Raw genomic sequence first — 13,277 nt, 5'->3', positions numbered from 1 at the left:
CACATAGAAATTAGACTGAACATGCTTCTCTTATCACGCAAAAGGGCACGTCAAATAAACCAACAACTGTGCTCTTTTTATTCAATTCATTGAACTGAATGTGCGCTTAAAAGTTTTAGCATAACGACTAAATTCCCTTCTGTTATAGCAGCTCTTTGGGCTGACTTTTTTGATAATCCACTGCATACAGAGCCGCTTGGGTACGATCTCCCAGCTCTAGTTTTGATAATACATGAGATACGTGCGTTTTGACAGTCTTTTCAGAAATGAACAAGGATGAGGCAATTTCTTTATTGCTTTTCCCCTTTGCAATTTCGAATAAGACATCTCGCTCTCTATTGGTCAGCTCCTTCATTAACTCCCATCTTTGCTCTTTTGGCTCAGTTAAATGCTGCACAAGAAAATTGGTGATATGACTATCTAATTGATAGGTGCCCTTTTGTACGTCAATCATTGTCGTAAGAAGTTTTTCTGGCGCTACATCCTTGAGCTGATAGGCTTTTGCCCCTGCTTGAATGGCGGGAATAACATAATCTTTATCCGCATAGCTTGTCAGGATCACAATGCGGGTATCAGGCATTTCCAGCGTCATTTGTTTCGTTGCCTCAATGCCATTCATTACAGGCATCGATAAATCCATGAGAACGATGTCAGGGCGCGTTTGTCTGACAATTTCTAATGCTTCTTCTCCATTAGAAGCCTCACCAACGATTTCAACGTCAGGCTGTGTCTGCAGGAAAAACACAAGTCCTTTTCTCACAATATGATGATCATCTGCAATGACGACTCTCATGACGACCCCTTCCTTTCTTGAGAAAATGGCACCTTTACTTGAATAGTGGTTCCTTTACCGAGCTCAGACTCTATACAAAATGTCCCTCCAGCTCTTTTGATGCGGTCAGACATCCCTTTCAGACCGAGTGAAGGAAGGCTCATTTGCTCGTCATACTGAAACCCTTTTCCGTGGTCGATGATTTTCATCTCAAACGTGTCTTTTGATTGTTCAAGCTGGACCTTAACTTCCTCTACTTCCGCATGTTTTTGACAATTATTCAGCGCTTCCTGGCACACTCGAAACAACGTTTCATGCTGGGTATGATCCATCTCCATACAGCCTGATAACGATAATGTACAGCGTAGTCCTAAAAGCTTTGCATATTCTTGAATCCCTGTTGTGAATCCTTTTTCAAGTCCTCTTGGCCTTAGCTGCCAAATGAGTGACCGCATTTCAACCAGTGCATCTTGTGACAAATGCTGAATAAAATCAATCATTTCCCCTAAATTCTGATCGTTTGTCATTTGACGGGCGGCTTTCGCCGTCAGACTAACTGAAAATAGCATTTGGTTAACGGAATCATGCAAGTCCTGTGCAAGCCGGTTTCTTTCTTCCAAAAGAGCATGCTGATGTTCGTTTTGCACAAGCTTCATCCGTTGAATAGCCGTACCAATTTGAAGCGCAATGCTTTCAAGCAAGTTCAATTCTTCTTGCGTAAATGTGACTTTTCCTTTTGCCGCCACATTCAATAATCCGAACGTACGCTTACATGCTTTGAGGGGAACCGTCGCATGATGCGTAATTCCTTCAGTATCCCCGAGCTGCTTTTTCATCGCCGTTTCGATGCGTTTACAATTCATAATGTTTGTGGCTGATTGGAGTGAGCCTTTTGTGTATCGATTGATGCAATAGCAATCGTTTTGGCACATGAGCTCTTTTTGATGCTTTGCCAGCGCTTCGGGTAAGGAGACCTCTGCCATCAGTTCATACGAGCCGTCTTTTTCTATAAAATAAATCCATGCTGAGTGAAAGCCTGTGATATCCATCAGCATATGGAGCACTTCATGAAGCGTATCTTTCATTTCCGTGCCTTCATTTAGCTTTTCAGCAATTTCTTTTAACGTTTTTAATGTCTCAACCTTCTCTTGGTATTCTCCCATACTGTTTACCCCCGGCATTTGCTGCCTTCTCTTTTCATTACGCTCATTATATCATGAGCATTCTGCCGGTTCTTTCTCTAAAAGGATGATTTTTTCTCATCCTTTTGATGGAGAAAAAGCCATCATGCATTCACACGATGGCCTTGTTTGTTTATTTAGCTGTTTCTTCCACGATTTCATAAACGACTTTCATCACTTCTTCTGACAAATGCTTCAGCTTTTCTTCGCTATCTGTTAACGATGTACCTTTGACAGCCATATAAAATTTCACTTTAGGCTCTGTGCCGGAAGGTCTTAAACAGAACCACGAGCCATCCTCAAGAAAATACTTCAGCACGTTTGATGCTGGCAGATGAATGGTTTCTTCTTTCTTTTCGGAAACGAGGTGTCTTTGACTTGATTGGTAATCCTCGATGACAGTGATGCGCTGACCCGCAATAGCAGCTGGCGGATTTGTTCTAAAGGTATGAAGGATCGCTGAAATTTGCTCTGCTCCTTCTTTTCCTTTTAAGGTTAACGACTTTAACCCTTCGCGGTAAAATCCAAACTCCTTGAAAATATCAACAAGCGCATCGTACAAGGACTTGCCTTGTTTTTTATAGAAAGCAGCAACTTCGACAGCTAACAGCGCTGCTTGCACCGCATCTTTATCTCGGGCAAAGTCGCCGATTAAATAGCCATAGCTTTCTTCGTATCCGAATTGAAATGTGTATTCTCCGCTCTCTTCGAATTGCCTGATTTTTTCTCCGATAAACTTAAAGCCGGTCAGTGTGTCTATCGTATGGGCACCAAATGCGGAAGCAACAGCACGCCCGAGCTCACTTGTGACAATCGTTTTCATCACAACAGGACGAGGCGGCAGCTGACGAAGCTTTTGTTTTTCAGACAATAAATAATGGAGCAATAGGGCTCCTGTTTGGTTGCCTGTTAAGACGGTAAACTCTCCATCATGATCTCTGACCGCAATACCTAACCTATCCGCATCTGGGTCTGTTGCAATGAGGATATCGGCATTCTGCTTTTCGCCAAGCTTGATGGCATACTCAAATGCTGCATGCTCCTCTGGGTTTGGTGATGTCACTGTTGAAAATTGCGGATCTGGTCTTTCCTGTTCAGGCACAACGGTTACATGCTGATAGCCTAAAGCTTGAAGTCCTTTTCGGACAGGCTGGTTGGCAGTACCATGAAGCGGTGTGAAAACGACTTTAACATCGACCTCACCTGCCAGCTCAGGGTGGACACTGATCGTTTTTAATTTTCCAATATAAGCATGATCGATTTCTGCTCCGATCATCTTGATCAGACCTTGTTGTTTTAACGTTTCTTCTGAATCAACTGAAATCGACAGTTCATTTTCTATTGCATCTACTTCTTGAATGACTTGATCTGCCTGAAATGGTGGCAGCTGTCCGCCGTCTTCTCCATATACTTTATAGCCATTATATTCTGGTGGATTGTGACTTGCTGTTACGACAATCCCAGCAGATGCATTCAGCTCTCGAACAGCAAAGGAGAGCTCTGGTGTTGGACGCAGTTCGTCAAATACGTATGTTTGGATGCCCTGTGAAGCAAGAGTTTTGGCTGCTTCCATCGCAAATTCAGGCGATTTATGGCGTGAATCATATGCAATGGCGACGCCTCTTCTTTTTGCATCCTCTCCATGTTTCGCAATATACGCAGCAAGGCCTGCAGATGCTTTACGAACCGTGTACACATTCATTCGGTTCGTGCCAGCACCAATCTCCCCGCGCATTCCTCCAGTGCCGAACTCAAGGTTTTTGTAGAAACAGTCTTCAAGTGCTTGTTGATCATCTTGATATGCCTCCAGCCATTCCCTTAGCTCAGTATCCAGGTGCTTCTCATTGATCCATCGCTCATAATTCGTCTTCCAACTCATGGTCGTCCTCCCAGCTCTTATCATCAATAAAATAACCTCTCCTGTTATTTTATATGGAATCAACCTTTATGTCATGCTATATCGTTGGGAGATGAAGAAAATGATGAACAAATAAAAAAAGCCGATACATGATCGGCTTCAGATTGTTGACAAAGGGCTAAAATATACTTGATTTTAGCCCTTAGCGGCTTTTCTTTTATTCAGCATCAAGCGGTACAACTGCTTCATGGAATAGTTGATCTAATTCTGTTTGATGCTTCTGTTTGACTGCTTCATCCCAGCCAAAACGCTCTGCCATATAATCAACGACAGGCTGTGCATATTTTTTTGCCCAGTTGATATTAAATAATAGACTTCCTGTTCTTCTTAAGAAGAAATCGACAGGGGTAACAGCTAATTCTTCTTCGATTGCATAGACAAGCTCTGCGAGTACATACGCTGGAATGTTTCGTTTGTCTGCTTCACCTTGAAGCTGCTCTACACGTTTGAAAAGACTGCTGACATTTGAGCCATATTTTTCGGCAAGTTTTTGAGCAACTGGTTCTGTTAAACCAACAGATGCTCCTTCTGCTGTTTTCGCTTGGACAAAGGCAGCCATATTTTTTGATCCGCCTACATGACCGCCTGAAATTGGCATATGCTTTGTTTTACATGGTCCAAAGTCTTTGCCTGTTTCTTCTTTTAGTCCATCACGTACAAGATTCACAATGTGCTCAGCCATTTTGCGGTAGCCTGTTAATTTACCGCCAGCAATGGTGATTAAGCCTGAAGATGATGTCCACACTTCATCCTTACGAGAAATTTCTGAAGGGTCTTTGCCCTCTTCATGAATAAGTGGACGAAGACCAGCCCAGTTAGATTCTACATCTTTTTCTGTAATATTGAGATCAGGGAACATGTATTGAATCGCTTTGATGACATAATCACGATCTGCTTTTGTCATACGCGGATGTTCCAGCTGCTTTTTGTACACTGTATCTGTTGTACCAACGTACGTTTTGCCTTCTCTTGGAATCGCAAAGACCATCCGTTTATCAGGTGTGTCAAAGTAGATCGCTTGTTTTAATGGGAAGACTGATTGGTCGAATACTAAGTGAATCCCTTTTGTATGCTGTAAGTGCTTCCCTTCTTTTGAGTGATCCTTGTCTCTTAGCTGATCGACCCACGGACCTGTCGCATTGACGATTTTCTTCGCATATACATCGTAGGTTTTCTGCGTCATGACATCTTCAATGACAACACCGACCACTTTGCCTTTATCATAAATAAATTCTTTTACTTTCGCATAGTTGACCGCTTCTGCTCCGAATTTCACAGCCTCTTTCATGACTTCGATTGTAAGGCGTGCATCGTCTGTACGGTATTCAACATAGTAGCCTCCGCCTTTTAAACCGTCCTTTTTCACAAGCGGTTCTTTTGCAAGTGTTTCCTTCGCACTTAGCATGCTTCTACGTTCACTATGCTTGACGCCAGCTAAAAAGTCATACACTCTAAGCCCAATGGATGTTGAAAACTTACCGAATGTGCCGCCTTTATGCATCGGAAGAAGCATCCATTCTGGTGTTGTCACATGAGGACCATTTTCATATACAATGGCACGCTCTTTACCGACCTCTGCGACCATTTTCACTTCAAATTGCTTTAAATAACGAAGTCCACCGTGCACTAGTTTCGTTGAGCGGCTAGACGTACCTGCTGCGAAATCCTGCATTTCTGCAAGACCGACACACATTCCTCGTGAAGCCGCGTCAAGTGCTGTACCCGCGCCTGTTATACCCCCACCAATGATAAACACATCATATGGTTTTATTGTCATTTCCTGCAGCATTTGTTCTCTTTCTAAGCTAGAAAAAGTCATCTCTTGTTCCTCCCATATTGTACGGTAAAGAAAAAGAGACCGCAAACACCCAAAGCGTATTTCTACACTTCGGTGCCTGCGGTCTCTCCAGTTCTCCAACCGTTCTATTAACTTACTTGAAGTATACCATACTTTTGGTTTATTTGAAAGCTTGAGCTGCTTTTACAGCCTTTTTCCACCCGCTGTATAACGAGTCACGGCTGTCTTCTTCCATCTTAGGATCAAAGCGCTTGTCAAGGTTCCATTGTTTTGCAATGTCTGAACGGTCGTTCCAGAAGCCAACTGCTATTCCCGCAAGATAGGCCGCACCGAGTGCCGTCGTTTCATTAATTTCTGGACGCTCTACAGGCACATCCAGTAAATCACTTTGGAAGCCCATTAAGAAATCATTCTTTACAGCTCCGCCATCAACACGCAATGTTTTTAATGAAATGTTTGAATCCTTTTCCATCGCATCTAACACATCTTTCGTTTGATAAGCAAGTGATTCTAACGTTGCACGGACAAAGTGCTCTTTAGAAGTACCGCGTGTTAACCCAAACACAGCGCCTCTGACATCACTATCCCAGTATGGTGTGCCTAGACCAACGAATGCCGGAACGACGTATACGCCATCTGTTGACTCAACGCGCTCTGCATAAGCTTCGCTGTCTTTCGAGTCTTTAAACATTCTGAGTCCATCACGCAGCCATTGAATCGCTGAGCCAGCAACGAAAATACTTCCTTCTAAAGCATATTCAACTTTGCCGTCAATGCCCCATGCAATCGTCGTTAATAAACCATGATCCGACTTAATGGCTTTTTCCCCTGTATTCATCAACATGAAACATCCTGTACCATATGTGTTCTTCGCCATTCCTTCTTCAAAGCAAGCCTGACCGAATAAAGCAGCCTGCTGATCTCCCGCCGCTCCTGCAATCGGAATATTTCTGCCAAAGAAGTGATAGTCTGTTGTTTCACCATAAATGTGTGAAGATGGTTTCACCTCTGGAAGCATAGAAGCCGGTACGCCAAGGATATCAAGTAATTCTTCATCCCATTTCAAATCGTAAATGTTGAACATTAATGTTCTGGACGCATTGGAGTAATCTGTGACGTGTGATTTACCGCCTGTCATCTTCCAAATCAGCCAAGTATCAATTGTGCCAAACAGTAAGTCACCATTTTCTGCTTTCTCACGGGCACCTTCTACATTGTCTAAGATCCATTTTACCTTTGTACCTGAGAAATAAGCATCAATGAGAAGACCTGTTTTATTTCTAAACGTTTCATTGTGTCCTTGTTCTTTTAACTCTTCACAAATGCCAGACGTTTGTCTTGACTGCCAAACAATGGCATTGTAAATAGGTGCGCCTGTATGTTTATCCCAAACAACCGCTGTCTCACGCTGGTTCGTAATTCCGATACCAGCGATTTGGTCTGCTTCAATTCCTGATTCAATTAAAGCAGTTGAAATGACCGATAGAACAGAGCTCCAAATTTCATTTGCATTGTGTTCTACCCAGCCTGGGTTCGGAAAGTATTGATTAAATTCCTTCTGAGCTGTATGTGCAATTTTGCCTTCTTGATCAAATAAGATCGCTCTTGTGCTTGTTGTCCCTTGATCTAATGCAAGAATATATTTTTCTTTTGTCATGATGTTTTCCTCCCCTTACATACTTTCATTTACAGCATTTGTTTGGTTTTTCGTAGTGACATAGAGTCCTAACAATACCACAACTAAAATAACGCTTACAATCCAAAAGGCTGGAGTGACGTTCGCTTTAAAGGCTGCATTGTAGAAGACACCGCCAAATGCCCCGCCTAAAATTGGACCAACGACTGGCACCCAAGCATACTTCCAATTCGATGGACCTTTTCCTGGAATCGGCAAGATCGCATGTGCGATTCTCGGACCTAAATCACGTGCAGGGTTAATTGCATAACCAGTTGTTCCACCTAAAGAAAGACCAATTGCAACAATTAAGAAACCAACAATCAGCGGATTGACTCCGTCTGCAAATTTATTTGCACCAATCGCTAAGATTCCTAGAACCAATACAAATGTACCGATGACTTCACTAAGTACGTTTGCAAAAGTATGCGGAATCGCAGGACCAGTTGAAAATACACCTAGCTTTGCACCTGGATCATCTGTTGCTTTCCAGTGCGGTAAGTAATGTAAAAAGACAATAGTAGCCCCTATTAATGCGCCAAGCATTTGACCAACAATATACATTGGAACATCAGCCCAAGGAAAACTTCCTTCTAGCGCAAGCCCAATTGTGAGTGCGGGGTTTAAATGCGCTCCGCTGATTCCACCAGTTGCATATGCTGCAATGGCTACTGCAAATCCCCATCCGAAAGCGATTACAATCCAGCCGGATTGATATGCGAGTGATTTCTTTAAATTAACTGCCGCACACACACCGCCTCCAAAAATAATGAGCAGCATTGTACCTATGACTTCTCCCCAAAATGGTGTCATGAAAAATTCCTCCTCTGGTTCAGTTGCCATCCCCTATGAATGTGTAGAAAAGATAAAGAAAAAGATCCACAACAAACATACTTTACATTAGGGTCATTTGTCACCTAGTAAAGCGTTGTTGTGGATCTCCATTTCTCCATCACATGATATTAACTTAGTGCTATAGTATCAGAGGATGAAAACGTTGTCAATAAATATTCACATTTTATCTTTTTACTTTTGGAACGCTTTCCAAAGGGTGGTATTTGAGGTCGTCACAGCTGTAGCCCCTGCTTCAAGCGCTCTTTCTACATCTTCTTTTGTACGGATAAATCCGCCTGCAAATATCGGGATCCCAGCTCGCTCGCGCACTTCTGTAATTAAATCTGGCACGACGCCCGGCAATACTTCAATAAAATCTGGACGATGTTTCCCAACGAACTCCATGCTTTTTTCCATAGCACTTGTATCCAGTAAAAACATTCGCTGAATGGCATATACCTTTTTTTGCTTGGCTTTTACTATGACAGAAGACCTAGTAGAAATAATTCCTGCTGGCTTCATTTCCTGACAAATAAATTCTGTTCCATACTCATCATGTTTAATCCCGTGAATGAGATCAACATGGACAAACATTTTTTTGTGATGAGCATTTGCCTCATTCATGATGCCCTTAAGCCGGCCTAAATGAACATCAAGTAAAACACCATATGTAAATGGACTTTTTAAAAATTCCTCAAATTGCTTCATATTGCGCACAGCAGGTAAAATGGGTTGATCATGAAAACTCATAAGCCGTCTCCTTCAAAAGTGTATTGGATCAGTCTTCTCCTAACAGTAATAGAAACTCTTCTATTTTTCAATACACGTAGTGTGCCCAATACCGCTTTCATCTCACATCACCTTCCTAGAACTAGCTCAAAATGATGAAAAGCAAACTTTTATTCCATAAAAAAAAGCAGAGAAGTCTCTCTGCTATAGCTGTGCCATGCTTTCTTTTAAGGTATTGATGATAAATGAGGCGTCATCATCTGTTATATTAAGCGGCGGTGCAAGCTGGGCAACGTTATTATAGCCGGCCACTGTATCCCCATTTTTCCCGATGATCAGCCCGCGTTTTTTACATTCAGCAATCAATTGGCCGACGACATGTGGTTCAGCTGGTTTTTTGGATTGTTGATCCTGAACAAGCTCAATGCCAAACAGCAACCCTTTTCCTCTGACATCTCCGACAAATGGGTGTTCTTTTAACTCTTGCAAACGTTCAAGCATATCCCGGCCGAGCACATCGGACCGTTCCACTAATTGCTCGTTTTCCATAATCTCTAGGTTCGCAAGTGCCACCGCACAGGAAGCAGGGTGACCGCCAAATGTATTCACATGGCGCAGCCTGTCATACGTATCTTCTCCTGCATAGGCTTCATAGATTTCTCGTTTCACGCACGTTGCAGAAAGTGGTAAATAACCGCTTGTGATCCCTTTTGCCATGGTGATAATATCCGGCTCTACTTCCTCATGCATAAAACCAAACCGCTTCCCTGTCCGGCCAAATCCGCAGATGACTTCATCTACAATGAGAAGCGCTCCATGGGCTTCACAGATATCTTTGACCTTCTTCAAATACCCTTTTGGCGGCATTAGGATACCTCCGCCCGTAATGATCGGCTCCATAATGACCCCAGCTATCGTCTCACTTAGTTCCCACGTCATGGCCTGATCTATTGCCGCAGCACTTGCCAGACTCTCTTGATCCTCAGGATGACGATACATATCAGGCGGTGCGACATGAATAAAGCCTTGACCTAATGGTTCATATTTATATTTACGCTGCGCTTGACCGGTTGCGGCAAGAGCTGCTGCTGTATTGCCGTGATACGACCGATACCGGGAGATAAACTTTGTCCTAGTACTCTCTCCTTTTTGCGCATGGTATTGTTTAGCCATTTTAAATGCAGCTTCGTTGGCTTCAGAACCGCTGTTAGAAAAGAAGATGACATAATCTCCGCCAAGCCACTCATTTAGCTTTTCAGCCAGCTGAATCGCCGGCACGTGGCTTTGTGTAAGCGGATAGTAAGGCATTGTCTTTAATTGCTTATACGCCGCTTCTGCAAGCTCTTTCCGGCCATATCCGGCATTTACACACCAAAGGCCTGACATTCCGTCTAAATAGCGATTCCCATGAATATCTGTCACCCAAGCACCTTCTGCCTCGTGAATGACCATACTTTCATTTTCCTTGTTTGTCCCTTTCATATGATGCCAAATCAACTGATCATCTTTCGCCTGAAGATTTTGAGCCTGCTCATGTATTTTCATCTTCCCGCCCCCATGTATCCGTTTTCATCATTAAAGAAGCTTAGACCAGTTCAGCAGCACATTGCCGCTCCATTCATTATATGGATGAAACGTGAGGCTTATGAAACTGGCACTAGAACGCCTGTAAAAGAGAACCAATCGTTACTTTCATTATAAGAAAGGGGTCAGGCCGATTACATTAGACAGATCGTCAACTGATTGAACACCATCATAAGACACTTTTCTTAATGCCTTGGCAAAATCGCTAACGTTTATTTCCTTGCATGAATTCATGAGCAAGAATCGCAAATTCAAGCGCCTGTCGTTTCGGCGCCTTCATCATATCCTCACCGAGCAAGGCATGCAGTTTATCCAGTCTATGATAAAGAGTTTGCCTGACAATATAAAGCTGGCTTGCGGTTTCTTTTTTAGAACCGTTTGTTTGTAAAAAGATATTCAGCGTTTGATAGAGTCTCCCGCTATTTTGATTATCGTATACAATCACGGGCTCTAAATACTCTTTCACCATACATTCAAGCAGACCGCTTTCCTTCATCATAGGCATGAGACGGAGCATATGTAGATCTTGGTAAAATGGGCTTTCCACCCGCTGAGGCATCACTTTTTTTAAATGCAGCAATTCTTTGGCTGCTTGAAAGCTTTTTCTCATGTGCTGAAATTTTTCACAATATTGACCGATACCAAAATTGATCTCGGCCCCTCGGGGCTGCTCCCGATTATACAATTGTTTGATGTCGTTTGCAGCCTTTTCCGCACGCTCTTTCCAGTCCTCTTTCTTTCTCGTGTTTAGTAAAATAAACAAGGTTTGTTCTTGATGCTCATATGCAATCAGATGGAAACCAGCACGCTGAAAAATAGAGCGGCAAGAGACAAGAAAGTAAAGATTCCCTGCGATTTCTTCAATTTGATGATGCTTTTGAAAGAGCAAGACGACGCAGCCAGTTGGCTTTTTCACCCCTTCTGTTTCTTCAAGGTGCTCTATAATCTCTTGTTCTGTATGCTCTTCTTGAAACCATTTTTGCAGCCATTCATTTTCTTTTGTCTTTTTCAGTTCTTCTGTATAAAGCTCTCTTAATGTTTGCTGGGCTAGAGCATTCGCTCCTTTATCCATCACAAGCAGTTCAAATTCAGAGAGCGTGTCTGCTTGATGAATGAGCACAAGATCTGCAAATGTTTGTTTGAGTGCAAGCACTTGTTTTTGTGTCACTTCGTATCCTTTTGGCACGGAAGCAAACTGCAAATAATTCATGACCAGTTCTTCCGTTTGTTTGGAAGAATCGCATAAAATAATCGGCTCGCCCTGAACAGGGAGGAGTAAAAGAATCCCCCTTACATGCTGATACACTTGATCCAAAATATCCATCTGCGGATGCGGAGTCAGCAAAAGCTCATTTAGCTTTGATGACAGTGCTTCTAAATCAGCCATCATTTGATACTGACGCTCGATCATCATCGTATGAAGATGCTGCGTGATGTTGACGAACTTCACTTCTTTTGTAAACAGAATAAGCGGAAAATCTCTCTCTTCTGCATAAGTCAGTAATTCTTCCGGCACTTCGAATCTTAGCGGGACAAATTCAATACACAAGCCGGCCGCCCCTGAATCAATCAACTGTCGTAAAAACGCTTGAAACACATCCGGTTGATCATGGAAGCCTGCGGCTGTTGTTAATATAAGCTCGCCGCCATTTAATAAATCCTCTACATCAGGAACTTCTAACACATGTATCCATTTGACCTGCCGAAACAATCCTTTTTCCCCTGCTAACACTTTTGCATGCGCAAAATGCTTCGTTTTCAACACGTCACTCACTTGGAAATGAACATCTACATTCATTCATATGTCCCCCTTTGTTTGCCGCCTATCCCCTATCCCAGAGGGTGCATGGATAAAATCCATAATAAAACTGGTAATGTCACGATACTTAAGATTGTACTGAGAAATGTCGTGCTTGAGACAAACTCAGGCTTCGTTCGAAATTGTACAGCCATCAGCGTGGTATTTGCTGCTGTCGGCATCGCTGCCACTAAAATCATAATTTGTTTCACCATATCATCTACCGGTAAAATAAGCGTAAAGCCAAATGCGATGAGTGGAGAGATAAACAGCTTCAGCAATACAGCATAAGAAATATTGCGATAATCCACTTGCTTAAAAGAGATCACGGCAAGCTGCATGCCTAAAATAAGCATAATCGTCGGTATGGCCGCATTCCCCACAAGCTGAATACCCGTCATCAGCTCTTTAGGTAATGAAAGGTCAATCAGCTGAAATAATAGACCGATGAGCGCCCCGTAAGCAACTGGCATACGCAGCACTTTTTTCAAGACGACCTTTCCATCTCCTGCATCTTCTCCGCCCTTTGCTGCATAATACATGCCGATTGTACTCATGACAAGCTGCTGCAGCACCATCAACACGATCGCAATATCCAAGCCTGCGGCTCCGAAGACAAGCAGCACAACAGGCGTGCCATAGTTTCCATTGTTCATAAAGGCTGACGACAGAATCATGGCGCAATACGTTTCATTCGAATACCCATAAATACGAGATAAAATAAAAACAAATAAAATAAGTACAAGACAAAGCCCGACAACAAAAATGGATAAATACACATAGTCCATCGACACTTTGTTTTGATAAAAGGTTTCAAACGCAAGAAATGGTGACATTAAATATAAAGACATTGATGAGAGCGTATGTATGTCAAAACCAATCGCCTTCTGCCCGATATACCCGATCAGGAATATGCCGAACACTGGCAGTAAGACAAGTAAAAACTCCATGCTGCACCTACTTTTCTCTAGTTGAATTCCAGATTCCT

At 42.7% G+C, this 13,277-nt stretch carries 10 protein-coding genes; all 10 read right to left on the bottom strand.

Going from position 1 to position 13,277, the window contains the following annotated elements; translation table 11 throughout:
- Nucleotides 1-142: 142 nt before the first annotated feature.
- The 10 genes from MHI16_RS05000 to MHI16_RS04955 all read right to left on the bottom strand — a co-directional run bounded on the left by MHI16_RS05000 (nucleotide 143) and on the right by MHI16_RS04955 (nucleotide 13,239).
- Nucleotides 143-793 carry a response regulator transcription factor gene (locus MHI16_RS05000; RefSeq protein WP_058014436.1) on the bottom strand — a complete coding sequence of 217 codons (651 nt, stop codon included), beginning with the start codon at nucleotides 791-793 and terminating at the stop codon, nucleotides 143-145.
- Entirely contained in the window at nucleotides 790-1,935 is a 1,146-nt protein-coding gene (locus tag MHI16_RS04995) for a GAF domain-containing sensor histidine kinase (RefSeq protein ID WP_058014437.1), read from the bottom strand. The genes MHI16_RS05000 and MHI16_RS04995 overlap by 4 nt, the downstream gene beginning before the upstream one ends.
- A 151-nt stretch (nucleotides 1,936-2,086) precedes the next feature.
- Nucleotides 2,087-3,832 carry a phospho-sugar mutase gene (locus tag MHI16_RS04990; RefSeq protein ID WP_144462490.1) on the bottom strand — a complete coding sequence of 582 codons (1,746 nt, stop codon included), beginning with the start codon at nucleotides 3,830-3,832 and terminating at the stop codon, nucleotides 2,087-2,089.
- A 196-nt stretch (nucleotides 3,833-4,028) separates the two neighbouring features.
- Complete coding sequence (gene glpD, locus MHI16_RS04985) at nucleotides 4,029-5,690, bottom strand: glycerol-3-phosphate dehydrogenase (RefSeq protein WP_342498128.1); 1,662 nt, start codon at nucleotides 5,688-5,690, stop codon at nucleotides 4,029-4,031.
- Between the two features lie 139 nt (nucleotides 5,691-5,829).
- Nucleotides 5,830-7,326, bottom strand: a complete 1,497-nt coding sequence (gene glpK, locus MHI16_RS04980) for a glycerol kinase GlpK (protein WP_058014440.1) — start codon at nucleotides 7,324-7,326, stop codon at nucleotides 5,830-5,832.
- A 15-nt stretch (nucleotides 7,327-7,341) separates the two neighbouring features.
- Nucleotides 7,342-8,157 carry an MIP/aquaporin family protein gene (locus tag MHI16_RS04975; RefSeq protein ID WP_058014441.1) on the bottom strand — a complete coding sequence of 272 codons (816 nt, stop codon included), beginning with the start codon at nucleotides 8,155-8,157 and terminating at the stop codon, nucleotides 7,342-7,344.
- Nucleotides 8,158-8,370: 213 nt separating this feature from the next.
- A complete protein-coding gene (locus tag MHI16_RS04970; RefSeq protein ID WP_034663739.1) occupies nucleotides 8,371-8,928 on the bottom strand; it encodes a glycerol-3-phosphate responsive antiterminator in 558 nt (185 codons plus the stop codon).
- Nucleotides 8,929-9,111: 183 nt separating this feature from the next.
- Nucleotides 9,112-10,452 carry an aspartate aminotransferase family protein gene (locus MHI16_RS04965; RefSeq protein WP_058014442.1) on the bottom strand — a complete coding sequence of 447 codons (1,341 nt, stop codon included), beginning with the start codon at nucleotides 10,450-10,452 and terminating at the stop codon, nucleotides 9,112-9,114.
- Nucleotides 10,453-10,696: 244 nt separating this feature from the next.
- Nucleotides 10,697-12,289: a PucR family transcriptional regulator ligand-binding domain-containing protein gene (locus MHI16_RS04960; RefSeq protein WP_342498127.1), complete on the bottom strand. Its 1,593-nt coding sequence runs from the start codon at nucleotides 12,287-12,289 to the stop codon at nucleotides 10,697-10,699.
- Nucleotides 12,290-12,321: 32 nt separating this feature from the next.
- Complete coding sequence (locus MHI16_RS04955) at nucleotides 12,322-13,239, bottom strand: AEC family transporter (RefSeq protein WP_342498126.1); 918 nt, start codon at nucleotides 13,237-13,239, stop codon at nucleotides 12,322-12,324.
- Nucleotides 13,240-13,277 lie beyond the last annotated feature (38 nt).

It is taken from the genome of Bacillus sp. FSL K6-0923 (assembly GCF_038630825.1).
Classification (GTDB): Bacteria; Bacillota; Bacilli; order Bacillales; family Bacillaceae; genus Bacillus; species Bacillus pumilus.
The sequence above is the reverse complement of the archived record's forward strand: the minus strand, read 5'-3'. Positions and strand labels throughout refer to the sequence as shown.